General features: G+C 50.2%; 20 protein-coding genes and 6 pseudogenes. 8 read left to right on the plus strand and 18 right to left on the minus strand.

Annotated features, from left to right (window positions below):
* Positions 1-14: 14 nt before the first annotated feature.
* From QUF18_RS19265 to fepB, 6 genes and pseudogenes are all read right to left on the minus strand, one after another.
* Positions 15-773, minus strand: a pseudogene (locus tag QUF18_RS19265) (IS5 family transposase).
* Between the two features lie 103 nt (positions 774-876).
* Positions 877-1,302 carry a hypothetical protein gene (locus QUF18_RS19270; protein WP_289388880.1) on the minus strand — a complete coding sequence of 142 codons (426 nt, stop codon included), beginning with the start codon at positions 1,300-1,302 and terminating at the stop codon, positions 877-879.
* Positions 1,299-1,793 (minus strand): hypothetical protein, encoded by a 495-nt coding sequence (locus QUF18_RS19275; protein WP_289388881.1) that lies wholly within the window; start codon positions 1,791-1,793, stop codon positions 1,299-1,301. The genes QUF18_RS19270 and QUF18_RS19275 overlap by 4 nt, the downstream gene beginning before the upstream one ends.
* A 1,058-nt stretch (positions 1,794-2,851) precedes the next feature.
* Positions 2,852-3,892: a FecCD family ABC transporter permease gene (locus QUF18_RS19280; protein ID WP_289388883.1), complete on the minus strand. Its 1,041-nt coding sequence runs from the start codon at positions 3,890-3,892 to the stop codon at positions 2,852-2,854.
* Complete coding sequence (locus QUF18_RS19285; protein ID WP_289388884.1) at positions 3,889-4,944, minus strand: FecCD family ABC transporter permease; 1,056 nt, start codon at positions 4,942-4,944, stop codon at positions 3,889-3,891. The genes QUF18_RS19280 and QUF18_RS19285 overlap by 4 nt, the downstream gene beginning before the upstream one ends.
* Entirely contained in the window at positions 4,941-5,906 is a 966-nt protein-coding gene (fepB, locus tag QUF18_RS19290; RefSeq protein ID WP_289388886.1) for a Fe2+-enterobactin ABC transporter substrate-binding protein, read from the minus strand. The genes QUF18_RS19285 and fepB overlap by 4 nt, the downstream gene beginning before the upstream one ends.
* A 132-nt stretch (positions 5,907-6,038) precedes the next feature.
* On the opposite strand from fepB, the gene QUF18_RS19295 reads away from it, so the two are divergent.
* Positions 6,039-6,833 carry an ABC transporter ATP-binding protein gene (locus QUF18_RS19295; RefSeq protein ID WP_289388887.1) on the plus strand — a complete coding sequence of 265 codons (795 nt, stop codon included), beginning with the start codon at positions 6,039-6,041 and terminating at the stop codon, positions 6,831-6,833.
* A gap of 2 nt (positions 6,834-6,835) precedes the next feature.
* Here QUF18_RS19295 and QUF18_RS19300 read toward each other — a convergent pair whose 3' ends face one another.
* Positions 6,836-7,597: an IclR family transcriptional regulator gene (locus QUF18_RS19300; protein WP_289388902.1), complete on the minus strand. Its 762-nt coding sequence runs from the start codon at positions 7,595-7,597 to the stop codon at positions 6,836-6,838.
* Between the two features lie 311 nt (positions 7,598-7,908).
* Between QUF18_RS19300 and QUF18_RS19305 the strand changes: the two genes are divergently transcribed.
* A complete protein-coding gene (locus QUF18_RS19305; protein WP_374807235.1) occupies positions 7,909-10,005 on the plus strand; it encodes a TonB-dependent receptor in 2,097 nt (698 codons plus the stop codon).
* Positions 10,006-10,087: 82 nt separating this feature from the next.
* The gene (locus QUF18_RS19310) at positions 10,088-11,389 is read left to right on the plus strand and encodes an NtaA/DmoA family FMN-dependent monooxygenase (RefSeq protein WP_289388889.1); all 1,302 of its coding nucleotides are present in this window, start codon (positions 10,088-10,090) and stop codon (positions 11,387-11,389) included.
* A gap of 148 nt (positions 11,390-11,537) precedes the next feature.
* Here the strand turns inward: QUF18_RS19310 and QUF18_RS19315 are convergent, their stop codons facing one another.
* Positions 11,538-12,740, minus strand: a complete 1,203-nt coding sequence (locus QUF18_RS19315; protein ID WP_289388891.1) for an MFS transporter — start codon at positions 12,738-12,740, stop codon at positions 11,538-11,540.
* Positions 12,741-12,745: 5 nt separating this feature from the next.
* Positions 12,746-13,099, minus strand: coding sequence for an antibiotic biosynthesis monooxygenase (locus QUF18_RS19320; RefSeq protein ID WP_289388892.1), 354 nt, complete (start codon positions 13,097-13,099; stop codon positions 12,746-12,748).
* A gap of 135 nt (positions 13,100-13,234) precedes the next feature.
* On the opposite strand from QUF18_RS19320, the gene QUF18_RS19325 reads away from it, so the two are divergent.
* Positions 13,235-14,137, plus strand: coding sequence for a LysR family transcriptional regulator (locus QUF18_RS19325; protein WP_289388893.1), 903 nt, complete (start codon positions 13,235-13,237; stop codon positions 14,135-14,137).
* 408 nt (positions 14,138-14,545) lie between these two features.
* Here QUF18_RS19325 and QUF18_RS19330 read toward each other — a convergent pair.
* Positions 14,546-14,773: pseudogene (locus QUF18_RS19330) on the minus strand (IS110 family transposase); the annotation flags it as partial.
* A 269-nt stretch (positions 14,774-15,042) separates the two neighbouring features.
* Between QUF18_RS19330 and QUF18_RS19335 the strand changes: the two are divergent.
* Positions 15,043-15,206, plus strand: a pseudogene (locus QUF18_RS19335) (integrase core domain-containing protein); the annotation flags it as partial.
* Positions 15,207-15,341: 135 nt separating this feature from the next.
* On the opposite strand, the gene QUF18_RS19340 reads toward QUF18_RS19335, so the two are convergent.
* Positions 15,342-17,783, minus strand: a complete 2,442-nt coding sequence (locus QUF18_RS19340) for a GcvT family protein (RefSeq protein WP_289388894.1) — start codon at positions 17,781-17,783, stop codon at positions 15,342-15,344.
* A 139-nt stretch (positions 17,784-17,922) separates the two neighbouring features.
* Between QUF18_RS19340 and QUF18_RS19345 the strand changes: the two genes are divergently transcribed.
* Positions 17,923-18,903, plus strand: coding sequence for a LysR substrate-binding domain-containing protein (locus QUF18_RS19345; protein ID WP_289388895.1), 981 nt, complete (start codon positions 17,923-17,925; stop codon positions 18,901-18,903).
* A 36-nt stretch (positions 18,904-18,939) separates the two neighbouring features.
* Here the strand turns inward: QUF18_RS19345 and QUF18_RS19350 are convergent, their stop codons facing one another.
* The 6 genes and pseudogenes from QUF18_RS19350 to QUF18_RS19375 form a co-directional block, all read right to left on the minus strand.
* Positions 18,940-20,070 carry an aldo/keto reductase gene (locus QUF18_RS19350; protein WP_289388896.1) on the minus strand — a complete coding sequence of 377 codons (1,131 nt, stop codon included), beginning with the start codon at positions 20,068-20,070 and terminating at the stop codon, positions 18,940-18,942.
* A gap of 122 nt (positions 20,071-20,192) precedes the next feature.
* Positions 20,193-21,026 carry a substrate-binding periplasmic protein gene (locus QUF18_RS19355; RefSeq protein WP_289388897.1) on the minus strand — a complete coding sequence of 278 codons (834 nt, stop codon included), beginning with the start codon at positions 21,024-21,026 and terminating at the stop codon, positions 20,193-20,195.
* 26 nt (positions 21,027-21,052) lie between these two features.
* On the minus strand, positions 21,053-21,715 hold the full coding sequence (locus tag QUF18_RS19360) for an amino acid ABC transporter permease (RefSeq protein WP_289388898.1): 663 nt from the start codon (positions 21,713-21,715) through the stop codon (positions 21,053-21,055).
* Positions 21,715-22,359 carry an amino acid ABC transporter permease gene (locus QUF18_RS19365; protein ID WP_289388900.1) on the minus strand — a complete coding sequence of 215 codons (645 nt, stop codon included), beginning with the start codon at positions 22,357-22,359 and terminating at the stop codon, positions 21,715-21,717. The genes QUF18_RS19360 and QUF18_RS19365 overlap by 1 nt, the downstream gene beginning before the upstream one ends.
* Positions 22,356-23,138, minus strand: a complete 783-nt coding sequence (locus QUF18_RS19370; protein WP_374788381.1) for an amino acid ABC transporter ATP-binding protein — start codon at positions 23,136-23,138, stop codon at positions 22,356-22,358. Before QUF18_RS19370 ends, QUF18_RS19365 begins: the two co-directional genes overlap by 4 nt.
* 559 nt (positions 23,139-23,697) lie before the next feature.
* Positions 23,698-23,883 (minus strand): annotated as a pseudogene (locus tag QUF18_RS19375) (DDE-type integrase/transposase/recombinase); the annotation flags it as partial.
* Positions 23,884-23,889: 6 nt separating this feature from the next.
* Here QUF18_RS19375 and QUF18_RS19380 point away from each other — a divergent pair.
* Positions 23,890-24,367 (plus strand): annotated as a pseudogene (locus tag QUF18_RS19380) (transposase); the annotation flags it as partial.
* A gap of 342 nt (positions 24,368-24,709) precedes the next feature.
* On the opposite strand, the gene QUF18_RS19385 reads toward QUF18_RS19380, so the two are convergent.
* Positions 24,710-24,865, minus strand: a complete 156-nt coding sequence (locus tag QUF18_RS19385) for a hypothetical protein (protein ID WP_289388901.1) — start codon at positions 24,863-24,865, stop codon at positions 24,710-24,712.
* Positions 24,866-25,079: 214 nt separating this feature from the next.
* On the opposite strand from QUF18_RS19385, the pseudogene QUF18_RS19390 reads away from it, so the two are divergent.
* Positions 25,080-25,838 (plus strand): annotated as a pseudogene (locus QUF18_RS19390) (IS5 family transposase).
* Positions 25,839-25,852: the final 14 nt, after the last annotated feature.

Raw genomic sequence — 25,852 nt, forward strand, 5'->3', positions numbered from 1 at the left:
GCTAGGGCATAGACTCATAAACTTTGACACCAAATTCTTGTTGCGATGATTTTTACTGCAGCGATATAGTTCTCTGGGCACTTGTCGTAGCGCGTTGCGATGCCTCGAAACTGCTTGATTTTGTTGAAGAACCGTTCGACGAGGTTACGCTGCTTGTAAACCCAGCTTGAAAAAGCAAAGGAACCCTTACGGTTTGCTTTGGGTGGAATATTGGCCCATGCTTTGCATCTGGCGGCCTTGGCCCGCCGTCAGTATCATAGCCCTTATCTGCTAGCAGCGTATCACCGTCGCTAAGGCCGTCTGTCAGTGCATCAGCTTGTGTGCAATCAGCTACTTGCCCACCTGTCAGACGCAGCGTTACCGGTCGGCCTTCGGCGTCGACAAACGCATGGATTTTACTCGTAAGCCACCGCGGGAACGTCCCATGCTACCATCATTTCCATCCTCTTTTTTCCCGTGGCTCCATGCTGGTGAACACGGGCACAGGTGGTGTCAATCATGATGATGTCCCCATCGTAAGCCTCTGAGACGGCGTGAAAAAGCCGATCCCATACCCCAGCCTTACGCCAGCGGACAAAGCGATTATAGCAGGTGGTCGGAGGACCATACCGCTCCGGAATTTCCGCCCATGTTGAACCAGTTCGAAAACGCCAAAGAATTCCATTTAATACTAGACGATCATCAACGCGGGCAACACCGCGTGGCTTATTGGGCAATAAAGGGGATATGATTGACCATTCATGGTCCGTAAGTTCGTAACGACGGCGTGTCATCTAAGGCTCCATAATTCAACGAAAGTGAACCATAAGCGCCTCAATTTTCAAAATTATTTTATGAGTTTACGTCCTAGGCCGCCCGCACCAGAGACTACGCCCTTCAATGTGAGCGCGTTGCTGCCACCAAGCTGTCGCCGTTGAGGTTCGTGCCGCCATCGTGCTTCACGAGCGCGCCATCGCCAGATATCACACCCGATATTTTAAGGCCGGTTGTACCTTGTAAAGCCAACCCACCAGTGTAGAGCATCACATTGTTGGAAATATCGAGCCCCGCCGCGCCCGCTTGTAAACTGCCGCCATAACTACTGGTGGTACCTGTGCCGAGCGAAGCGCTGTTGTTGAAGATCGCCACAGCACCGGACAATGTTGCATCCTGCGCTGTCGACACACCGTTGATAGTCCAGTTACCGCTCTGGACATTTAGGTGATTGAAGTTGATGTAAGTGTTGACCGCGATCATGCCGCTCGCCGAAGCCCCCTGTTGCAAATTGAGTGTGTTGTCCCCGCCTGCACCACCATCGATCAAGCCTGTGCGGCGATGTTGAGTGTGTGTCCGTTAAAAACAATATTGAACGCAGTACCAGTACCACCAGCCTTATTAACCGACGAACCCGTTGCCGCATTAAATGTGTTGGAGTCGCTTGCACCCATCGACACACTGCCGTTGATTGTACCACTATTCGTCATATTAACCGCACCGCCCCGTAAGCGACGACGACAGGTGCATCTACTCCGACCATTGTCTCCGGTTAGCGGAGTCGAGCCTATCGAGCCGGTGTTCGTGATATGCGATGTACCGCCAGTGCCATTTTGCACTGATAATGCCATCCCCGTTACGCCATTGATTGCCACTCCGGTAGAGCCTTTCATCGTACCGTTATTGGTAACGAAGGCGTTGCTCGCTGCGGCAGCGCCAACCACACCGCCACTCGACACAACGCCAAGTCCAAAGCCAAGCCTTGACGGGTCAATCGTACCGTTATTCGTCAGCGTGACATTATTGCCTGTAAACTGCATCGCCGCACCACCAACGCCAAACTATACGCCAAGACTCGCGCCCGGATTGACGGTCGCGCTAACATTGTTCAGATCGCTAGAAAAATGTGATGCTAGCGGGGTAGGATTGCCCGAGCAGATTACTGTAGTTCCCGCCTAGCTGCAGGCCGCTTGCACCGGAATGATACCTGCACCAGTAAGTGCAAGACAGACGTAAGTCTGCACCAAGAATTTTGGATACAGTTCACTAGTCTGTTTTGAGCGCATACGACTGATATTCTTTCTTTCGTTGGCAGTAACTATGGCATGCAGAAACGCAGGAAGGCCAAGCTTCTTTGATGGAATGGGACGTTATGCTAGCCGAAATTGAACAGCTGACATTGCATCCTTCGTCGCTCATTCACATGCCGGAGCTTCCGCACATCGCGTCCATCATTGCCAGTAACAAAAACCAGTATTCAGCATGGCATCAATTCTGCAATCAGATAGCGTTGACTGCCCAGCCATAAACTCCTCCCCGTTCACTGCGTTCTTCTATGTCCTAAACTCAACGATGTTAGAGATCGTCTGCGTCAATTAGAGTTGTCCGATGGCAGTGTTTTTGCCATCTGAAACAGCGAAAGCAATAACGCAATTTGTTATGCGGCTAAGGTTTCGTTTTTTATGCCAATTTTCATGGGTCATTCGTCTAGAAAATGACGAATCTCCCCTTATGCAATGACCTTCACAGTGGGTTTATGATGGTCTTACAAATTATCATATTGCGATATACAAAATATATTTAAAGTGCAAAAGAGCTCTATTTATAAAATGCAAATAAATTACAATAAATCGGTATAGATAAATTGCTTAGCGGCGTGATGAGCGCATGTTTATTGGAGATATTACCGCTTATCCCGATAGTAGTACAGCATGATAGTCTATAACTATTCATGCGTCATAATCATTCTGGTATCACTTGAGCAATTTTCATGGTCGGATGGCTCTCTCCCTGCGCAGCTGCCATCAAAGGACGGGAGATAGTTGTCGATATTGCTAAAACCGCGCACAAGAGCAGAGCCTACTCAAAAAAGCCGCCTTTATATCCTTCTCTCACGACCTAATAACCATAAAAGATAAATCCCACCCAGCAAGCCTGTCGTAAGACCAACAGGCATTTTAAGATTGAGCGGTGAGTTCTGGCTGAGAAGGTCAGCTCCAAGCAGTAAAACCGCACCCATCAATGCACCGGAAATAACCGGCACATCGGACGAACGCGTCAAACGACGTACCAATTGTGGTGCCGCAAGCGCGATGAATGCAATAGGTCCCGCCGCAGCCGTTGCGATTGCCGTCAGTCCAACGGCTGCAATCACCATCATCAGACGGGTTTTCTCTGTCGCAATGCCCAGTTGCCTTGCTGCATCATCTCCCATTTCCAGAAAATTCATGCGTCGGGTATAAAAGATCATCAGAGGAACGATCAGTACAAAACCGAGCACCGCCGGCACAGCATGCGCCCATGTCCGCGTATTTAGTGAACCCGCCAGCCACAACTGTGCAGATGCAGCTTGATCAAGATCACCCACGACCAATAAAACAGTATTGATACCGGAAAGAATGGCACCAACGCCGATGCCGGTCAGGATCAGCCGATAACCACCCGTAGACCCTTTTTTCAATGACAGCACAAAGACTAAAATCGCAGCACCAATGCCTGAAAGCACGGCTGCAAGGGATGTTTCCAAAGGCCCCGCATTGAACAAGATAATCTGAATAATTGCCCCCGTCGCCGCACCGGTTGTGAAGCCTATAATATCCGGAGAGCCAAGCGCATTGCGTGATATTGACTGAAAAACGGACCCCGCCATGCCCAGTGATGCCCCGACAAAAATCGCGGTAACGAGACGCGGCAAACGAATACGCCAGATCACACGGTCAGCCGTCGGATTATCACTGGTGCCAAACAAGCTTTCCATGATCTGAGACGGCGTAAAATTCAGCGTACCTCTTCCGATATGCAACAGGCTTAGCGCAATGATGCCGAACACCAAAATGCAGCAGACTGCTATGACACGCTTCTGCCACTGAACGGAAAAACTGTTTGTTCGCAGAATAATCGTACCATCGGTTTTTATCATAGCTTATTCAACCTGTATTTACGGACAACGAAGATGAAAAACGGCCCGCCAATCAACGTGATAATTATACCGGCAGCAATTTCAGACGGCGGTACAATGATACGCCCGGTCACATCAGCTCCCAACAGCAATATTGCCGAGAACAGTGCGGAGTAAGGCAAAACCCAGCGATAATTGGGACCCGTCATCATTCTGGCAATATGCGGCGCAACCAGTCCGGCAAAACCAACAGGTCCTGCAGCGGCAGTTGCAGCACCGGCCAGCAACATCACTGCACAACAGGCAATAATCCATGTCAGCCGAATATTGACACCCAAAGCCTCGCCCATATCCCTGCCCAGCACGATTGCATTGAGATTTCCGGCAAGAGCAGCAGCAGTAATCACCCCGATCAAAACTGCAATTGCAAGAATAGCGACCACATCATAGCCCCTGCCCTCAACAGAGCCTGCAGACCAGTGCCGCACCTGATCCAGTACTGTCAGCGGGGAATTGACGATAATAATGCCGGTCACCGATGCAAGAACGATCGACAAACCAGCACCAGCCAGCACAAGACGCACAGGATTTGTGCCTGATAAATGTGCTTGCCCGAGAAAAAACACTGTGATCCCCGCCAGTCCGGCACCGGCAAATGCAAACCAGACATAGTGCTGCATGGTGGTCAACCCGAACAGCGTCATACCGGTCACAACAGCTACAGCCGCACCGGCATTAACCCCTAAAAGTCCGGGTTCCGCTAACGGATTACGGGTAATGGCCTGCATAATTGCACCGGCAACACCAAGCGCCAGGCCTGCAAGCACAGCAACAAGAGTACGGGGAATGCGTAACTCCCTGACAATCAGATGCAGATCATTCTGCGGGTCATAATTTTGCAGGGCATTGAAGGTTTCACGCAAAGCAATGGTTCTGGAACCCAGCGCCAGACTGGCCAGCACAAGTAGAAACAGCAAAACAACGCCCGTAATCAGGCCATAAGCACGCCGTTTGCGCAACAATGCATGGCTTGTGTTGCGGCATGGTGTGCGCTTTTCAGAACAAACACTCATAACCGCGGCAATTGCCTGACAATGGTTTCAAGCATTTGCAGGCCTGAATAATAATCAATCCGGAAGGATGTCATACCGAGCGGATAAACCCGTTTAGCGGAAACAGCATCAAGATTGCGTAAAACCGGATCAGTCAAAAATGCCTGCACGTCCGCTTCCGTGCCGCGCATCAGAAAAACAGATTTTCCTGCAATGGCCGCCGACAAATTCTCATGTGAAATAAAAGCAAAATCCGTACTACGGCTGACATCCGCCTCCAGCTCTGCCGGAAGTCCGGCCACCTCAAACCCGAGTGCTGTCAGCAGTTGTGCCTGCGGGCTGGCTGGTTTGGCAATGGAATAGCTGCCGCCGATACTATACCCAACAATACTTACCGGTTCTGCAGGGCGCTGGATTTTGCCTGCTGCCTCTGTGGCAAGGCTGTTAAAGCGGGCAATAGCCTGTTTTGCTTCTGTCTCAAGCCCTGTCGCCTTGCCCAGTTGTGTTGCAATCGTCTGCCAACTCTGGTTGGAATAATTCACAACAAGTGTTGGTATATTCTGCGCTTCCAGCTCAGCATAATGCTGAATAACACTGTCAGCACCGGTTGCAGATGCAATCAGCAAATCCGGTTCCCAGCCGATAACGCTCTCAAGGTCAAAATCAAGATTTGCATAAAGAATTTCAACACCGCGCTCATCAGCAATCCCCGCCCATTGCGTGAAAAAGCCTTTATCATCGGTCAAGGCGCTTGGGGTGGTTGCCGCAGTTGCAACGACCGGCGCCTTGATCGCCAGCAAAATTCCGGTCACACTCGGCGTAGTGGAAACAATCCGTAATGGTTTCGCTTTTAATGTCACTTCACCGGCATCATACTTGATAGTCCGCGGCCAGTCCGCATTTTTTGCCAAGGCAATAGGCACAGAAAACAGCAAAGCAGACATCGCTGCAAACAGGACGAAAAAACGTTTTGCAAATATCATAACGGATTCTTTTTCTGCTGATTTTCAGCCACATAACGGCAGCAATAAATACTTGAGCAACAGACTCCATATTGCAGAATGCGTTCTACAATGCAATACACATGCAAAAATTGCTGATGAGTGGAAAACCTGATGACGCATCGCCTGCATGCTGATGACGTAACACTGCGTTATGATGAAAGAACGATCTCGCAGGGTCTGACCATAGCCATACCGGATGCATCTTTCACGGTCATTGTCGGACCCAATGCCTGCGGAAAATCTACATTATTACGGGCACTATCCCGTCTGCTGAAACCCGCAAAAGGACAGGTCATTCTCGACGGCCAGTCAATCGCAACCCTGCCGCCAAGAGAAACCGCTCGGCGTTTGGGATTGCTGCCACAAAGCTCGGTTGCGCCGGACGGTATTACCGTCGCCGACCTCGTTGCCCGTGGCCGCTATCCGCATCAGTCGTTTTTGCGACAATGGTCAGCGGATGATGAGCAGGCTGTGATGCAAGCAATGGAAGCCACGCAAATATCAGCGCTCGCCAACCGGCAGGTCAGTGAATTATCCGGTGGTCAGCGTCAGCGTGTGTGGATTGCGCTGGTTCTGGCGCAGGAAACTCCGATCCTGTTGTTGGACGAGCCGACAACCTTTCTGGACATCGCCCATCAGATTGAATTGCTGGATCTGCTTGCAGACCTCAATCGTCAGGGGCGTACGATTGTCGCCGTTTTGCATGATCTGAACCATGCCTGCCGGTATGCATCGCATATGATTGCCATGCGTGACGGAGCCGTTGCAGCGGAGGGAAGACCTGAAGAAATCGTCAGTGAACAATTGATTGACACTGTTTTCGGGCTGAAATCCATGATCATTGCAGATCCTGTTTCCGGCACCCCGCTTATCGTTCCCTTGGGACAGTATAAGGCACGCGACTAAATTTATTCGGGCTGCAATCCGCCCGTTGCCTGATTGACCAGTTTTGCTTCATGGAACAGTGCCATACGCTCTTCTTCACTCTGCAACTGCCCGAGATCCGTTACTGTGGTCATAACACACACAATCTCCTGCTGTGCATCAAAGACAGGCGCGGCCTGTCCTGTTACATTAGAAAGTAAGTGACTGGTCATTTCTGACCATTGCTCTGAACGCACCTTATCAAGCACCGCTTTATTCGTCGGGGTGCCGCGAAAATGCGCAGGCTGTAATTTGCGCGCGGCATCAATATTGGCTTTGGGCAAAAAAGCCTGAAAAATCAGGCCGCAAGCCGTATTATCAACGGGCAGAATATCACCAAGTGCCAGCGGATTTACTGAGAAATACGCACTTCGGTACCAACGTACCAGTGTCGGCCCTCTGTCTGTCCAGATCGCAATACCACCGCTGATGGCATGGCGGTGCGTCAGCGCTTTCATGTGTTTTGCCGCAACTTCCACCGCATCAATGCGTCGTAACGCACTCACGCCGATGCTGAGTGCCGCAGGTCCCAGATCATATAATCCGCTGGCCGGATCCTGCTTGGCCAGACCTTCTTTGACAAGGCTCTGTAAATAACGATGCGCCGTTGAACCGCCGGTACCCGCACGGCGGGCAACCTCACCAAGTGCCAACTCACTTTGGGCATTGGCAAGGATATGGAGAAAGCGCGTGGCAATCGAAACAGACTGAATAGTTCCAGAACGCTTTTCAGGGAAAGCTTCCATTGAATTTTCTGTTTCGTCTACTGGTGCCGTCAAACTGGTTTCTCCTCCCATAACAACGCCTGCCACAGGTAAACCGGCGAAGCAGTGCTAGTCTAACCTTGTAAACACATGAAGTCATTCATGATTATGGCTATTTCACAAGGCTGATCCTCATCTGCGGCAATCTGCCGGTCTCATAGTCACGTTGCCAAAATGCAACATCCAACATTATCCAAAGAAATTACCGCCTTGCGGTATGCATTCCTTATTGTGGAATCTTACACTCATCGTCTAATGAATATGAATATCTTACTCATATTTAAGGTCATCCCATGTCCCGCTGTTTTAATCGCAGGTTTTTCTACAGTGTCAGCACTGTAACACTCACCGCTCTGATGGCTCACAGTGCTCATGCGGACGACACGACAGCAACAGGCAGTAAGCCTCTGGTTCTCGCGCCGATTGTCATCACCGGCGAGAAACTGGAACGTGACCTACAGAAAACAGCGACATCGGTCACCATCATTAGCGGTACGACCATTGCTAAAGAAAAAACCGGAGACACATCCGTCTCCGAGGTTATTAAAGAAATCCCCAATGTCATGTACAGCGACACAGTCAGTGCGCCGATCATTCGCGGACAGGATACGCAAGGCCCTAATAACGGACAGAATGTTTTCTGGGGCGGCACGGTACCGCGCGCCACCATCAATCTCGACGGCCACTATCTGAACTATAATGAATATTTCTTTGGTGCGACATCCGTTTGGGATCTTGATAATATTGAGGTATTCCGCGGCCCGCAGACGACATCACAGGGGGCGAATGCAATTGCCGGTGCAATAGTCGTCAACACCAAAGACCCGACATTTACGCCTGAAGCAGCCTATCAGGCTGAAATCGGCAATTATAACGCCAAGCGCACATCCTTTATGCTCTCAGGCCCGCTTTATAAGGACGAGCTTGCGGCGCGTCTGGCTGTTGATTATTCCGGGCGCGATACATTCATTGATTATATCAGTCCGGCCTTCCAGCACGGAGACACCAATCAGAATTTCCGCGCGCTCAATGCACGCTTTAAAATGCTTTGGCAGCCGGCAGAACTCTCCGGCTTTGAGGCCAAGCTAACCTATTCGCATAATGCTACAAACCGCCCATCTCAGGAAGCCGCCTCTGCACCGTTCAACGAGCTGGAACATGCAACCACCACTATGCCGTCATGGAAACAACATACCAATACTGGCATTCTTGATCTTAGCTATGAGCTGGATAACGGGATCAGACTTTTCAATCAAACACAATATTCGGCATCCGGCGTCAACCGCATTACCGGCCTTGTCAATAACGGTGATGCCGATATTAACCAGACCAACATTTCCAATGAAAGCCGCGTGAATTTTGGCAGTCAGGACGACACTATCAGTGGTGTTGCGGGTATTTTCTATGCCCATACCAAATCTGACGAAACGCTGTATTTGCGCGGTATCTCTGCCTTTGATGATAAAAAAGACAATATCGGTGTCTTTACAGAAGTCAGCTACAAGCTGACCGATCAATGGACGGCAACCGGTGGCCTGCGCTATCAGCAAGATAAAATCCGTCGTAACGGCACTTCGGTTATGGCAGCAGAACCGGTCAATTATGATGAGATTTTTTCGGCTGTATTGCCAAAACTCTCGCTTGCCTATGATGTGACGCCTGATCTGACTTTCGGCGGGTTGATCAATCGCGGTTATAATCCGGGCGGAGTTTCGCTCTATATTAATCCGGCAGCAACATCGAGCAGATGGCAGTCTTTTAAAGAAGAAACGCTGTGGAACTACGAGCTGTTTACACGTGCGAAACTGCTTGATGACCGGCTGACGGTCAACGGCAACGTGTTTTATATGGATATGAAGAATACCCAATATAATATTCCAGTTGAGGTCTCTACGGGTGTCTTCCAGTCCTATACCATCAATGCCGAAAAGACACATAGCTACGGTATGGAACTCGGTCTTGATTATCAGCTTCTCGATAATCTGACAGTGAAATCAAGTGCCGGTATATTGCGTACCAAAATTGATACCATCTCAAACAATGTCGCTTACGAAGGCAACGAATTTGCCAAATCCCCGGGTTATATGTTCAGCATCGGCGCAAGCTGGGATGTCACGGATAAATTCAATGTGTCCGGTCAGGTACGCCATGTCGACGGTTATTTCTCCGATATTGCTAATACACCGACGTTCTGGATGAAGCCTTATACAGTGGCAGATGCGCGGATGAGCTATGCCTTCACTGAAGAGGTTGAACTCTATGGTTTCGTCAAGAATATCTTCAATGAACGCGCCCCAACTTATATGCAGACCAATCGCGGGATTGGCGGCGTTGAAGCCAGCATGACACTGCCGCGTATGTTTGGCGTTGGCATTAAAGGCAGCTTCTGATCGCAGCACTCTTCCGCAGCCCGTTTAAGGGCTGCGATTTTTATGAATGACAGACACTCTGAAGACATGACGGGAAAGCGCGATGGCTCATAAACAACTTCATATCGGCATGTCGCTGGCTCCCACATGGCTCAGCGGTGACGGCTGGCGCCATGAAGGCAGCAATATCGAACATACATTCGGTACAGATTTTTTTGTTGATATTGCGCGCCGCGCTGAAGCTGCAAAGCTTGATTTTATCTTCAGACCGGACAGCCTTTTCCTTAATGCGCCGATCATGGAAACCAGCCCCGGTTTCGGCAGTCTCGATTCAACCGTACTGATGGCCGCACTGGCGCGGGAAACGTCCAAAATCGGTTTGCTTTCAACCGTCTCCACCACCTTCATGCCGCCTTATGTCGTGGCGCGGCAGATCATGTCGCTGCACCAGATCAGCAATGGCCGTGCAGGCTGGAATATCGTAACCGCCTTGGATGGTAACGAGAATTTTGGCCTTGAAACCATGCCGTCCTCGGATGAGCGTTATGCGAGAGCTGCAGAATTTACTGAAGTTGTGCGCAGCCTATGGGAGAGCTTTCCTGATGCTGCTTTGAAGCGTGACCGGCAGAGTGGACAATTTGCTGATACCAGTCTTATCCAGCCGGTTCACCACGAAGGTGCACATTTTAAGGTCAAGGGCCCGCTCAACCTGCCGTCCTATCGCGATGTGGCCATTCCTCTGTTTCAGGCCGGTGCTTCACCTGCAGGCCGGAGCTTTGCCGCCTCTGTCGCTGATGCAATTTTCTCAGCCACGCCCGATTTGGACGCCGCCATAGATCTGCGAAAAGATTTGCGTAGCCTCGCGGAAAGTCACGGGCGCAAGGCGGATGATGTTCGCCTATTACCCGGTTTAAGCCTCTATCTCGCCCCGACACGTAAAGAGGCAGAAGAACTGTTCATCTATACACATGCGCGAACCAGCCGCGCCCGCAAAATTGCCTCGATTCGTGACATGACCGGTCTTGATCTCACGAACTGGGCAGACGACCAGCCGGTCAAAGCCGCAGACCTGCCACCTGTACCAGTCGTATTGCGTAGCAAAACCCATGCCGGTCTGCTGCGCAGGCTGATTGAACGTGAGGAGCCTGTTCTGCGCGACTTACTCCACAGACCGGAAGTGATCAGCGCAGGGCACTGGCAGGTTATCGGTACCGTTGACGATGCCGTTGAAAGCGTCAAGCATTGGCAGGAGGCCGGTGCAATTGACGGCTTTATTACAGCACCCGGCGGCTCTTCCGGCTCAATGAATCTGGCATTGGATGAACTGATGCCACGTTTGAGTGAGATTGGCCTGTTGCGATCAGAATATTCCGGCAATACATTAGCAAATCACATTTATGAGTAAGCGCTCTTCCTCATATAGGCACAATGTATGAAGTCTTCGCATCTGACGGTATGCCAATAGACTTCCCGTTTGGGCAAGGAAGCGGCCAAGTGTTCAGCCAATAATAGGCTGCGCGCCTTTCGTGAAAACGACAGCACGCAGCCCGTTTTTAGTGATTACGAAACCCGTGACGCTGCGCGATCCAAGTTGCTACAAATGCCGGTATAAGCAATCCAAGCAATGCTGGTGAAAAGGCATTGATCCCGATCTTTTCCAACAGTAATCCTCCAAGCACCCCGCCACCAGCAATGGCCGTGTTCCAGATAGTTACAAGCATCGATTGGGCAACATCAGTTGCATCACCAGCTGCACGGGCAAGAGCGGTTTGAAACAAGGTCGCTACCCCGCCGAATGCAAAGCCCCATACGACAACTACTGCACATATGACTAAGGCTTGTTGCGGAAAGAACCCTATGGCAACGGCAACGCAGATGAAGAGCAAACTTGACAATAAGGAAAGCTGACGAAGTTTCCCGTCAATATACACGCCGGTGATCCAAATACTGACCAGTGACGCCATCCCAAACAACATCAGCATAACATCGGCTCGTTCTTCCAGTCCAGCATTGGCAAGAAGCGGCACAACATAAGTATAGAGAATATTATGTGCCAGAACGAATGTCAGCGTTACAAACAGAATTGAGCGAATGCCCGGCATTGTAATGACTGAACGCAGCGATTGTTGCTTAGATGCTTCCTGCCCGGGGAAATCCGGAACTTTGGTAGCGATCCAGACTATCAGCAAGATCGCGAGCAGACTTAACAAGGCGAAACACAGCCTCCACCCGATAAGCGTACCGAGGAATGTTGTCGCCGGCACGCCGATCGACAGAGCGATTGGCGTGCCAACCATGGCGATTGTGATGGCTCTCCCTTTTTGTTCTTCCGGCACCATGCGCGCTGCATAGCCCGCAAGCAGCGCCCAGCTTAATCCTGCGGAAACACCGGCAATAAATCGCCCTATCATGATGAGCCAGTAATATGGTGACACGGCTGTAAGCAAATTGGCGATTAGGAAACCAAAGAGTGCAGAAATCAAAAGCGGTCTGCGCCTGATCGATTGGGTCATCTTTGTGAGAGGAATGGCAGCTATCAGCGAGCCTAGGGCATAAATACTAACCATCTGCCCGACATACGCTTCGGAAACCGAGAGATTATCCGCAATTTGCGTGAGAAGTCCTGCGGGCAGCACCTCCGTCAAAATCGTGATGAAACCGACAGCAGCAAGCGCCAATAAGGACAAGAAAGGAAAGCTTTTTTCGCCGGTATTGCGCGCATCAACAGCGCGACCAGCAACATATATGTCTGACATCCCGCTCACTCCGCTTGCCCAAGCTTAGGCAGCACGAGATCATCAACAGAATAAGTGTGAAATTCGCTCGTCGAGACAGTATCGAGCTTTCTGAATTTCTCGACAAAAACCGGATCGGTGAAAAATTCATCCACATTTCCGGCTCCCTGAATAGCTTCGATATTCACAACGGTCAGGCCATCCGTGCTTTTTGAAAGCGTACTCCAGAGAAATCCTGCTTTGCGCTCGGAAACGTAGTGAACAACGTCTTGGATAATAGCGAAGGCTTCATCCTGTTTGCCCTCATGAGCATGTATGACATTTACGATGAAAGTGGTGGCAGGCGATGCTGCGAAACCAGCTATAAGTTGCTTATCCATATGAGACTTCCTGAGAAATTTAGAGAAATTGTGGTCTGTAAAACCGCTGATGCCTCTGGATATCTTCATCGTAATATTGAATAAATACGCTCGTAATCCTCACAATGCGGAAATAAATTCCGTAATAGGTGCAATATGGATAAACTCGGAAGCATCAATATTTTTGTAAATGCTGCAGAAGCTGGCAGCTTTGCCGCGGCAGGCAATCGCCTTGGTCTATCGGGTTCAGCAGTCGGCAAAGCTGTGGCACGACTTGAGGATGAAATGGGTGTGCGGCTTTTCCATCGCTCCACACGCAGCATGGCGCTGACACAAGAAGGCAGCCTTTTTCTCGAAACCTGTCGCCGGATTCAAACAGAGTTTGAGAATGCCCGTACACAATTATCAAAATCGCAAAACACCCCACGCGGGCAACTTCGCGTGAGCCTTCCTATGGCAGGCATGCTACTCATGCCAACCATTTCAGAATTCATGAAAGCCTATCCTGAAATCAATTTAGAGCTCGATTTCAACGACCGGTTGGTGGACGTTATTGAGGAAGGTTTTGACGCTGTGATCCGAACCGGTGAAGTGCGTGACAGCCGGTTGATGAGCCGTAAACTTGGCAATTTCAGGCATGTGATTGTTGCCGCACCAGATTATCTGCACACCTATGGACGACCAGAAAAACCGGAAGATCTGTTGCACCATCGCTGTCTCCATCATCGCTATGCCAACTCAGGAAAACTGGAACCATGGCCATTGGTTCGCGATGGAACGCCACTGAAACTGGATCTGCCTGTCACAACTATAGCCAGTACGCTCGAGCCGTTGATTTACCTGGCAGAACGATCTTTTGGCATCACGTGTCTCCCGCCTTTTGCAGTCACAAATGAACTTGCGCAGGGCAAACTCGTATCATTGTTAGATAGTCATTTAACTGGCACTGGTGCTTTTAGAATTCTCTGGCCAACGAGCCGTTATCTTGCGCCGAAAATCCGCGTTTTCGTGGATTTCATGGCGAATAAACTCTTCGCGGATCAATCATCTTCTCAGTGACAGAGCTGCAACCTCTCACATTAATGAATAATCAAAATGACAGCTTGATCTGGTTTCCTAAAATATCCCGTAACTTGATTAGTCTGCTCCCCATAAACGGTGACAGAAGATACAACAATGACGCTTCGGCAAATTACAGATCATTGGGATTTTGAAAGAGCGTCGAGTTGGGATGTCAGCTATTGAACTGCGCCGACATACAGCACCAAAGATGGGTCGTTATACAAATGACGCTCGATATATGACGCTATGAATGTTTAATGCCTAGCGACCTGAACTGAGTGATCTGTCCCCACGGGTTCAATGTTAGTGCATACTCAGCCTGGCCACCCCTGCAGGAGTTGAAGCTGTCGCAACAGCCCTTCCTTCTCCCATGGACTGCCGGGTATGATGTAAGCCATCTTGGCACCTACAAGCGTAATCCACTCCCTCAAAGAAGGGACGATATGGTCGCAACCTTTGATAATAGCATGGATAGTGCGGGCCATCTTAGCAGCGATTGCGGTATACGCTTTTTGGCGCAAATGCGTATTATTGCGATCTTTGACGATGCAGCTCGAACTTATCCCTGAAGCTGTTTACACGCTGCACAATAGCCACTTGCTCTGCCATCCATAACCTCCGCATCCTAGGGTTATTTTATCCCAGCTGTTATGTATGCTTCAAGCGGTCTTGCAGGGTGTATTCCAATACTGTTGCGATTAATCGTCTGAAGTCATCTCGCTGATTTAAGATTGTCAGATGTCGACGACACTTCTTCTCCGGCACATCAATGAGAACCTTATGACGTGTCCTAGTAAGATCAATTGCCACCAAAATCGGCACGGTCTGTAAGATAATGGCATTGGTCATGGCTGGTCTTTCTTGTATCTGGTTTTGGACAAAACCACTATAGGGACCTGAGACACGGCTATTACGAAGCTTCCACACTCTGTGATGAATTGCTCGACGGAGAAATCTTTTATACGTTCAAGGAGGCAAAGATCATCATCGAAAACTGGCAACGGCACTACAACACTGGTGCTCGCATTCATCACTGAACTACAAGCCACCAGTCCCTGAAGCCATCCTGTGGCATCAACAAAATGGCCCGACTTCAACTCTGACAGGGGCGGTCAGGCCAAGTATGTACTCACATTAAATTCAGTCCGCCTCATGGAAACCGACCACCTTAATCAAGATTACCTTGCCCGACCTGTATTTTTTAAAGCCGTGCGCGCTTTGCTTCCGGATCATAAGGTGACTCATCAATCACCCGTGCTTTACGCATTTCTCCCAACACCGGCACATCAAACTCAGCCCCCGGCACGGCCAGTTCTACAGGCAACAGCCCCAGCGCAATATCGTGACCGAATGTGTAGGAATAGCTGCCTGAAGTGACGCGCCCGACAAGTTCACCCTGATGGTAAAGCCCCTCATTACTCAGCACGCTAAAGCCATCCGCTTCAATCGCCAGCGTTACAATACGCTGTTGAACGCCGCGTTCCTTTTCTTCCAGCAAAGCCTGACGTCCGATGAAATCACCTTTATCCAGACGGATAAACCGGTCGAGCCCGCTTTCCCATGCACTGAGTTCCGGATTCATATCCCGATACATCGCACGATAGGACTTATCCAAACGCAGAGATTCTAACGCATGGAGACCAACCAGTCGCAGGCCATGCTCTTTACCGGCAGCGAGCAAGGCCTCCAGTAACTGCCGCTGATAAGCCAAAGGATGATAAAGCTCCCATCCCAGTTCACCTTCATAATTAACGCGAAGCAAGCGAACATCACTGGCAAGGCCAACAGTGCCGGTTTTTATGCCAAACCACGGGAAAGCCTCGTTCGACAGATCAATTTCTGTCAGAGATTGCAGAACTTCGCGTGCTTTGGGCCCCACGAGCGTGAAGCAACCACGGTCATTCGTGACATTGCGTAATGTAACACTGCCATCCGAAGGCAAAAGCTTGGACAAATCATCAAAGTTCCAGCGCTCAGCACGCGGTGTCGAGATCATATAAAAACTGTCTTCACTCATCCGTGCGACAACATATTCCGCCTGAACAGTGCCTTTGGAGGTCAAATGATGGGTCAGATTGACACGACCGGTTTTCGGCAAACGGTTAGCGAGAATACCATCCAGCCAGGCCTCTGCCCCTGTGCCGCTAACTTCAAACTTGGTCATTGGTGTCATTTCCACCAGACCGACAGCGTTACGTACAGCAGCAACTTCTTCGCCGACATATTTGCCTTTTTCTGTCCAGCGCCAGCTATACTGGTCTTTGGCTTCCACGCCTTCAGGTGCATACCAGTTCGGAATTTCCCAGCCGTTCAGCACGCCCCATACGGCACCAAGCTCGTTCAGACGATCATAGGACGGCGCGGTTTTCTGTGGTCTTGCCGCAGGCATATCCTGCCCCGGATAGTGCTGCTCGGCATGTGTTCCCCACGCTTCACGCACTTTTTCCCGTGTCCAGTTTTTATTGGCATAATCACCAAAACGGCGCGGGTCGAGCTCGCTGGTATCCAGACTGTTGCCACCCTCCACGATACGCTCGGACAGGTAGTAGCCGATTGCACCACCCCACAGGATGCCGCCCGGCACGCCCTCGGCCAGCCAGACATTGTTTAATCCCCATGCGGGACCAACCAAAGGCAGCTCATCTGCTGTCATCTGGAACGGGCCGCGCACATTCGCCTTGATACCAATCCGCCCCAGTGACGGCACCATATCAATCGCCCGTTCCCAGTTCCATGAAACGGAATCGAAGTCTTCCTCCAGAAGATCAGCACCAAACCATTCAGGAACACCGTTTTCAGCAAATAACTGCAAATGCTCGGTTTTCTCATAAGGGCCGAACATCAGGCCGTCGCCCTCTTCACGCAGATAGCCTTCAAATCCTTCATCACGAAGGATCGGCATCTCCGGCAGCCCCTGACGTTTACGCTCCATCACTTCCGGCACAGCATCTGTAATCCAGTATTGGTGGATAATCGGAATAGCCGGTATATCCAGCCCCAGCATCGCACCGGTCTGGCGCGCATAATTTCCGGTAGCGGAAATGGCATGCTCACAAACAATGTCGCCCTGATTGGTTGAGATTTTCCATTCGCCATTCGGCAGACGTTCAATACTGCGCACTTCAGTATTCAGATGGATTTTCGCGCCGTGATCGCGCGCACCTTTGGCAAGCGCCATCGTCACGTCAGCAGGTGCAATGTGACCATCATCCGGATGATAAAGTGCGCCCAGCATATCGTGGTTATTTTCCAACAAAGGCCAGATTTCTCGGGCACGCGCCGGTGAAACCAGTTCCGCGCGGATACCCTGTACTTCAGCCACACTCATATAGCTTTTGTACTCATCCATACGATCACGCGTGTTGGCGATACGCAACTGTCCGCATTTATGCCAGCCGACATGCTGGCCGGTCTCGGCTTCAAGCCCTTCATAGATTTCAATGGATTTTGCAATCATCCGGCCGATATTAATGCTGCGCGCATAAGAAGGGATCAGACCTGCGGCATGCCATGTTGATCCGGCTGTTAATTGTGTACGCTCCAGCAACACAACATCTGACCAGCCGCGCTTCGCCAAACCATAAAGAATGGAAGCGCCGACACAACCGCCACCAATAACGACCGCACGTGCATGAGTTTGCATTTCAGGTTCCCTTCAAAATATTATTTAAGCTTTAAACAGGCCGTACGGCACTATTCTGAGCCCTTTTAAGTGTTACATTACAGAAGCTTCCTCCATCTGTGAGCTTGATAAAATATTGCGAAAGGTATAACTTCAGATTATGCACAGACTCCGTTCGCTTATCCCATCGGCCAATTATCTGTTCGTCTTTGAAGCCGCTGCACGCCGGCTGAATTTCACGGCTGCGGCTGAGGAACTGAATGTCAGCCAACCGGCCGTCAGCAAGACCATCAAGCTGCTGGAAGAAGCAACTGGGCTGAAACTGTTTCGCAGAGAGCGCAGTCGTTTAGAGCTGACCGCTGAGGGTGAGCGGCTCTATAAAGAAACACAGGAAACCTTTGATCATCTGCATATGGTGATCTCATCCATGCGTAAGAAACACTCACGGGATATTATCCGTGTTTCGTTCTCGACTTCCTTTGTGCAGCTCTGGCTGCTGCCCCGCCTCAAAGGTTTCAAGCAGCTGCATCCTGATGTGGCACTGCGCATTGAAGAAAGCAGCCGTGATAATCAGGATATGCTTGAGGAAGATATCGATATCTCGGCACGACTGGGTAAAGGCAAATGGCCCGGCATCAACGCCTGGCATTTTGTAACCGAAGAAGTCTGGCCGGTTTGCAGCCCTGCTTATCTCAAAGAGCATAATTTGCCGCTGACGCCACAGGATTTACTGCAACATACATTACTGCATTTCGAAGAGCGCCATCGCTCCCGTCTGGGCTGGCGTGAATGGCTGGAACATAATGGGGTCATGGCTCCGCAGATCGAGCAGGATTTTGTGTTTACGGACGCGCTTAGCTCGATCAAGGCAGCCGTTCACGGGCAAGGCATCGCGCTTGGCTGGAAACATCTTGTGCATGATCATATTACTGCGGGCAGACTAGTACCTGCGATTGATGTCTGCCATCGCTCCGGTGATGCGGTGCATCTGGTTATGCCAGCGCAAAGACCCGCAAAACGTGGTGCTGAAATTTTCCGTGACTGGCTGTTAATGCAGGGCGCCGATGCTGATCTCAGTTCTGCCGAGACCGTGCATGATATTGCGGCGTCCCCGCTCGGGCGGATGGACGATTTTGAATGAGTGAGGCACTATCCGTGCGTGATTAAAAGCCGCGTTTCAGCTTGTCTCATCAGATTGACCAAATGCATAGCTCTCAATCTTTGGCACGAATTTTGTCCGGCAATAACCTCCTGGTTTATCACCGACGGTCACGCCGGTATTTAATATTCCGGCCTGATATTCTGCCGAAAACAGTGAATAAGGATAAGCAGGCTGCACAGCGCTGGCATCATCTAGCAGAGTGCGCAGTTCCGGCGGAATTGTAAAATCAAGCGCCGACAGATTATCATCAATCTGTGTTATTTTACTGGCGCCAATGATTGCAGCGGCGATGCCGGGTTGGGTTGCCACCCAGTTCAGTGCAACCTGCACCATAGATTTTCCCATCCTGTCGGAAACATCTGCGAGTGCTGCCACGATGCGCATATTGCGCTCTGTAAACAATCCCAGTCCATTCGCATCATCATTGCTCAGGCGTCCTTGTCCTCCAGACCGGTATTTTCCGGAAAGCAGCCCCATGGCCAGCGGGCTCCATGCGGTAATGCCCATGCCTAAGGCCTGCCCCAGCGGCACAAATTCCTGTTCAATATTGCGCTCGACCAGGGAATAAGGTAGCTGCAGATTAATCGGTTGTGCAAGCGCATGGGCTTCAGCCCATGTCATTGCGCGGGCAGCATACCATGCGGGCACATCAGACAGGCCATAATAACGGATTTTACCCGCACGGATTAAATCATCAAAAGTGCGCACAACATCTTCAACCGGTGTCATACCATCCCAGGTATGCAGCATATAGAGATCAATATAATCGGTTTTCAGTCGCTTTAATGATGCATCCACCGCCTGCATCATATTCTTCCGGCCATTACCACCGGAATTCGGATTTCCGGGCTGCAGGTTATTGGAATATTTTGTTGTAAGCACAACATGATCGCGCAGTCCGGCATCTTCAATAAACCGGCCGATCAGACTTTCGCTTAAGCCCGCGCCATAGGAGTTGGCCGTATCGACAAAGTTACCACCTTTATCGATATAGTGATGAAAAATAGTACGGGCATTATTTTCATCCGTTCCCCAAGAGCCACCAATGCCCCGAATACCGGCATTGCCAAAGGTCATTGTGCCCAGTGCAAGGCGACTGACGCGTAACCCCGACCGGCCAAGCAAATAGTAACTGTCGAGCGTCATGATAAGCACCTTATGAAACGGACTGTCTGTCATTCTTCATCGAAAGAAACGGAGCAACAATGGCTGTCCTTTGTGTAATAAGCAAAAGGAGTACAACTGCTGCTCCGCCTCTATAAACACGTCTATTCGATCAGCATCGGCTCGCCGGTATCGCCTGCTTTTTCATCGAGACCATAGGATTTCAAGATTGCTGCAATCGTCCCGTCTTTATGCATGTCCTGAATATTGGCATCCAGTGCCGTGCCAAAATCTGTTGCACTTTTGGCGTAAGGAAGACTTGCCTGTGCAGCTTCTTTGGTTGCACGAATGCGATCGTCCGGCTGTGCAATCTCAATTTTCACATCTTTAAGGGAGCCGTTTTTCGCGGCATATGCACCGTTTGAATAGCCGTCGATCCCGATATCAATGCGTCCCGACTGAAGATCCTGATGCATGTTCACCGAATTCGGATATAGTCGCAGGTCAGCCCCCAGCATTTTCTTGGCATCCGTGACCCAGAGATAACCCTGAACGGTGCCGACCTTCTTGCCAACCAGATCTTCAACGGTTTTCACCCCGTCTTTCGAATAAAGACCCATCTGATCTTTATAAAGCGGATAGGACAGGTTCATCACTTTGGCGCGCTCCGCCGTACGATACCAGTCCCCTGTCGTAATGTCGGCCTGTCCAGATAAAACATACTGAATAGCCGCCGCCGGATCGACAGCAATCGGCTTGACTGTCAGACATTCGCGTTTTGCAAATTCTGTGGCGATATCACCATCGAGACCGCGCATAGCACCGCCCTCATCAATAAAAGAATGTGGCGCATAATTGGTAACAGCGATCGTCAGAACGCCGGGTGTTATGGTTTTAAACTCATGTTTTGGCTTACAGTCCTGCGCCTGTGCAACAGATGTCAGCAGCAGCGCAGTTGCGGCTCCCGTAAGTGTCTTTTTCCAAATTGCGTTGATCATCTTTATTCCCCTTTTTTGTCTTTACTTTATCGGATGGTATAAGCGGATGAACGTCTTTCCACATAGGAAACAATACACGCTGCCGGTACACAAATACTGGCATAAAGCAGCCCTGCGAGCAGAAGCGCAGGCATATAGCGGAATGTATTCGACCCGATCTCATAAGCATTGCTGACCAGTTCAGGCAGAGCAATCGTGAAACAAAGCGAAGTCCCCTGAAAAATCAGGATAGCAAAGGCCAAGAGTGCCGGAAGTGCGACACGCAGAGCTTGCGGCAACAGGACAAAGCGTAATTCGTCCAAAGCACTGAACCCCATGGCCTCGGCAGCTTCTTTCTGTCCGGCGGGGATGGCATGCAGGCTGGCGCGAATAATCTCACTGGTATAAGCGCCGGTATTCCATGCCAATGCCACAACCGCAGCACCGAATGAACTCATGGTCAATCCGGTGGAAGGCAGGCCAAAATACATAAATTGCAACAGAACAAGTGCCGGCGCGCCGCGCCCAACTTCAACCAGAAACAGGCTCAGGATGCGCCATGTACGTGTTTTGGCTTCAACGCCAAGCGCCAGTAAAAGCCCCAGCGGCACACCAATAATCAAACTACATGTTGCCACTTGCAGGCTGATCTTTAATCCGCCGAGCAAGGCCGGCATCCATTCATGAAATTCTTCAAGTGTCGGAAACATCAGCGTGCCACCTTCGCTCGTAAATAACGATCAGCAGAACGGGACAGCCAGGCAATCGGCAGGCTCATAAAAATATAAAACAAGCCAACCAAAGCAAAGACCTCTATCCCCTTGAAAGTCAGCTGCGACAACTGGTTTCCGCGAAATGCAAGATCGGTAACCCCGATTGTCGATGCCACAGCCGTTTCCTTCATCAAGCCAATCAGATAACTCGCGGAAGACGGCAGAGCGACACGAAATGCCTGCGGTATCACCACATCGATCAATGTATGGCGTCTGCTGAAATTAAGCGCCGTTGTCGCTTCCCATTGACCATGGTGCAAAGATGCAAGCGCACCGCGATAAATCTCAGCCATATTGGCACCGGCGATCACACCAAGACCGATCAGAGCTGCAAAGAGCGGATTAATCGGCATTATGCTCATGCCCACGCCGAAAAATATAATAAACAGCCACAATATTGGCGGCAGCGCCCGCACGATCTGAATGAAAATTGCGGCAGTCCAGCGAAAAGGTGCAAAGGTGGATTTTCTGGCTGCAACCAATGGCACTCCCAGCAAACAACCGATCGCAAAGGCACCGAATGTCAGAACAATCGTCCAAGGCAGACCACTAAGAATAAGCAGAACATTATCAACTGTCATCGGTCATGCACCGCCCGCAAAAACCGTTTGGTGCGCTCTTCCTGCGGATTGCGCATAATATCTTTTGATGGGCCTTTCTCGATAATTTTTCCGTCAGCCATAATCATAACTGTATCGGAAACATTTTCGGCAAAGCCCATTTCATGAGTGACGACCAGCATTGTCATGCCGCTTTCGGCAAGCTCACGCATAACTGCCAGTACTTCCAGCCCCAGTTCAGGATCAAGCGCGGAAGTCGGTTCATCAAACAGCATCACCTGCGGATTGAGCGCCAAGGAGCGCGCAATTGCGATACGCTGCTGTTGCCCGCCAGAGCACCGGCCAGGATATTGATGGGCTTTGTCCGCAAGTCCGACACGGTCAAGCAGTTGCATGGCCCGCTCTTCGGCTTGTTTGCGGCTGCATTTCAGCACACGCTCTTGCGGCAGGCTGACATTGCGCAACACACTTAAATGCGGAAACAGATTAAAGGACTGAAACACCATACCCACACCACTGCGCAGTTCTTTCAGCTGCGCACGCTGTGGCGGCTTTGTTGCATCGAGCTGAAGTTTGCCGACAGTCAGCAATCCGCCGTCCGGTTTCTCCAGATAGTTGATACAGCGCAGCAATGTACTTTTACCTGATCCGCTCGGCCCGATAATCGCAAGCACTTCCCCCTGCTCGACCTCAAGATCAATATCTTCAAGGACCTTGTGAGAACCAAAATGTTTGCTTAATTTTTCAAGGCGTATGAGTTTTTCTGTAGCGGCAGAAGCGTTTGCCATTCCTGATGCCATAACCGGCTGAACTGCACTCAACGGCTCTCCCCCTCTTCCACACCAATCGTCACAATGTATGGAATTGATAGATAAATTACACCGGAGACAGCGTTCTTATTGAGCTTTATTCTTCCGGTTGTGTTTCCATGTTATGATACGATAGTGCCGAACCGATAGATTACCAATGCAAAAAAAGTCCGGCACCCGATAACCTGAAGTAATGATTAAAGCTACGATCGCTTAGTCAACACTGATACTAAAGGCATGGACCGATTTTTGCCCAGATACATATTCTGTCATATGAATTGATGCAAAGAAATCTGCATCTTGTTTGTAGTATCTGGACGTCATTTTTGATAAATTGCACCGCTCTCATAAGCATGATCAGCAAAGAAATTAACCTTTGCAAAATGTGCGCAATACATAGAAAACTGAATGTCTTTTATGCGCTTGACCTGTGATTAGCTTCAAAGAGATCGAACAGCTACACCTACCCACCATAGCATGTATTGAATAGCCCCTAGTTTGTTAGCTCCCCTTCGTCTTCAGTTTGTGGTTCTACTCAAAGTGTGCTGTTTAGGAATGTAGCCCAGTCTATATTTGTAAACTGGGAACCTTGGTCGGAATGTATCATTACCCGCTCTTTTAGCTTTCGTCGCTACACGACCATCAACAAAGCTTGTAAAACCAGATTTGTATTTTGGCGCAATAGCATTGACTCCTCGACAACGCGTCGAGAAAACAGATCGAGAATGACAGCCACTAGACCATCGCGTGGAAGCTAAGCACAAACATGCGTGCCGATGGACGTCACCGATACGCTGGACCTGGCACTAACCGCCTCAGGCTGTGACACGGTTAAGGTCGAGCATCGTCCCCGCCTGCTGTCGGATAACGGTTCGTGTTACGTCGCTTCCGACCTTGGTGAAGGGTGACAGAAATATAAGATCAGCCAAGTCCATGGCGCTCCTAGCCATCCGCAGACGCAAGGGAGAATCGAACGCTGGCACCAGACGCTCAAGAACCGCATCCTGCTCGAAAACTAGTTCTTCAAGGAGGATCTCGAGGCTCAGATCACCGCTTTCATTGAGCATTACAATCATTGCCGATACCACGAGAGCCTCGACAATCTCACCCCGACTGATGTCTACTTCGGACGCGGGCAGACAATCCTGCTCGAACGCGAAAGGATCAAACGAGATACCATCAAAAAACGCCGCTTGAACCACCAAGCCAAAGCGGCTTAAATCAACACGAAAACAGAGCCGGAAACTCCAATCGTCCGAAAACCGAAAAGTCTCAAATCATTCGACAACGGACAATGCCGCTACGAACATAGTCATGATGCTCCCAACTGTACTGCTGCATCACCCTGATTGCACCCACATTATTGTAAAAGGCCTCACATCAGAAGATCACAATCAAGCTATTCAGGATATTCCTGAACTATTACTTATCACATCTCAAGGTGATACGTTGATCTTCAAGCATAACGCACACTAACCTCTGAAACATGCCCTCATCAGCCCGCTTCGAGCGGGCTTTTTGCTGTTCTGTGTCTGGCACGTTTAGCGCGATAAGGCTTGTACTTACAACCCGCCTGCCTCACTGCTCATCTTCGCCTCTTCTCTTTTCCTCTGCTCTTCCTCCCTATCTTTATCGCGATGCCACTTGATGGCGAAGAACATGGCTACACCTAATACGCCAAGCTTGAAAATACCGAAGACTATAGGAACCCAATCCATTTTGTGAATATTCCATGCTGTTATCTATCGTAGAAAGCCCTAGCAGAGTCCTTCTGATTAAACAGCTCAATTTTTTCTGATCGCGCGTTGGTGAGAAGAAAGCCTCCCTCAGCCAGCCCGCGTTTGCAGCCCTTACTCTAGGACGTAAACTCATAAAATAATTTTGAAAATTGAGGCGCTTATGGTTCACTTTCGTTGAATTATGGAGCCTTAGATGACACGCCGTCGTTACGAACTTACGGACCATGAATGGTCAATCATATCCCCTTTATTGCCCAATAAGCCACGCGGTGTTGCCCGCGTTGATGATCGTCTAGTATTAAATGGAATTCTTTGGCGTTTTCGAACTGGTTCAACATGGGCGGAAATTCCGGAGCGGTATGGTCCTCCGACCACCTGCTATAATCGCTTTGTCCGCTGGCGTAAGGCTGGGGTATGGGATCGGCTTTTTCACGCCGTCTCAGAGGCTTACGATGGGGACATCATCATGATTGACACCACCTGTGCCCGTGTTCACCAGCATGGAGCCACGGGAAAAAAGAGGATGGAAATGATGGTAGCATGGGACGTTCCCGCGGTGGCTTACGAGTAAAATCCATGCGTTTGTCGACGCCGAAGGCCGACCGGTAACGCTGCGTCTGACAGGTGGGCAAGTAGCTGATTGCACACAAGCTGATGCACTGACAGACGGCCTTAGCGACGGTGATACGCTGCTAGCAGATAAGGGCTATGATACTGACGGCGGGCCAAGGCCGCCAGATGCAAAGCATGGGCCAATATTCCACCCAAAGCAAACCGTAAGGGTTCCTTTGCTTTTTCAAGCTGGGTTTACAAGCAGCGTAACCTCGTCGAACGGTTCTTCAACAAAATCAAGCAGTTTCGAGGCATCGCAACGCGCTACGACAAGTGCCCAGAGAACTATATCGCTGCAGTAAAAATCATCGCAACAAGAATTTGGTGTCAAAGTTTATGAGTCTATGCCCTAGC

The organism is Pseudochrobactrum kiredjianiae, from assembly GCF_030362795.1.
Taxonomy (GTDB): domain Bacteria; phylum Pseudomonadota; class Alphaproteobacteria; order Rhizobiales; family Rhizobiaceae; genus Pseudochrobactrum; species Pseudochrobactrum kiredjianiae.

Excerpts from the sequence above, each read along its gene's own strand:
- QUF18_RS19355 (WP_289388897.1), bottom strand. The coding sequence starts at position 21,026 with ATGATCAACGCAATTTGGAAAAAGACACTTACGGGAGCCGCAACTGCG.
- QUF18_RS19295 (WP_289388887.1), top strand. The coding sequence starts at position 6,039 with ATGACGCATCGCCTGCATGCTGATGACGTAACACTGCGTTATGATGAA.
- QUF18_RS19385 (WP_289388901.1), bottom strand. The coding sequence starts at position 24,865 with ATGGATTGGGTTCCTATAGTCTTCGGTATTTTCAAGCTTGGCGTATTA.
- QUF18_RS19350 (WP_289388896.1), bottom strand. The coding sequence starts at position 20,070 with ATGACGCTCGACAGTTACTATTTGCTTGGCCGGTCGGGGTTACGCGTC.
- QUF18_RS19300 (WP_289388902.1), bottom strand. The coding sequence starts at position 7,597 with ATGGAAGCTTTCCCTGAAAAGCGTTCTGGAACTATTCAGTCTGTTTCG.
- QUF18_RS19305 (WP_374807235.1), top strand. The coding sequence starts at position 7,909 with ATGTCCCGCTGTTTTAATCGCAGGTTTTTCTACAGTGTCAGCACTGTA.
- QUF18_RS19315 (WP_289388891.1), bottom strand. The coding sequence starts at position 12,740 with ATGTCAGACATATATGTTGCTGGTCGCGCTGTTGATGCGCGCAATACC.
- QUF18_RS19310 (WP_289388889.1), top strand. The coding sequence starts at position 10,088 with ATGGCTCATAAACAACTTCATATCGGCATGTCGCTGGCTCCCACATGG.
- QUF18_RS19340 (WP_289388894.1), bottom strand. The coding sequence starts at position 17,783 with ATGCAAACTCATGCACGTGCGGTCGTTATTGGTGGCGGTTGTGTCGGC.
- QUF18_RS19345 (WP_289388895.1), top strand. The coding sequence starts at position 17,923 with ATGCACAGACTCCGTTCGCTTATCCCATCGGCCAATTATCTGTTCGTC.
- fepB (WP_289388886.1), bottom strand. The coding sequence starts at position 5,906 with ATGATATTTGCAAAACGTTTTTTCGTCCTGTTTGCAGCGATGTCTGCT.
- QUF18_RS19370 (WP_374788381.1), bottom strand. The coding sequence starts at position 23,138 with ATGGCATCAGGAATGGCAAACGCTTCTGCCGCTACAGAAAAACTCATA.
- QUF18_RS19280 (WP_289388883.1), bottom strand. The coding sequence starts at position 3,892 with ATGATAAAAACCGATGGTACGATTATTCTGCGAACAAACAGTTTTTCC.
- QUF18_RS19365 (WP_289388900.1), bottom strand. The coding sequence starts at position 22,359 with ATGACAGTTGATAATGTTCTGCTTATTCTTAGTGGTCTGCCTTGGACG.
- QUF18_RS19285 (WP_289388884.1), bottom strand. The coding sequence starts at position 4,944 with ATGAGTGTTTGTTCTGAAAAGCGCACACCATGCCGCAACACAAGCCAT.
- QUF18_RS19360 (WP_289388898.1), bottom strand. The coding sequence starts at position 21,715 with ATGTTTCCGACACTTGAAGAATTTCATGAATGGATGCCGGCCTTGCTC.
- QUF18_RS19320 (WP_289388892.1), bottom strand. The coding sequence starts at position 13,099 with ATGGATAAGCAACTTATAGCTGGTTTCGCAGCATCGCCTGCCACCACT.
- QUF18_RS19275 (WP_289388881.1), bottom strand. The coding sequence starts at position 1,793 with ATGCAGTTTACAGGCAATAATGTCACGCTGACGAATAACGGTACGATT.
- QUF18_RS19325 (WP_289388893.1), top strand. The coding sequence starts at position 13,235 with ATGGATAAACTCGGAAGCATCAATATTTTTGTAAATGCTGCAGAAGCT.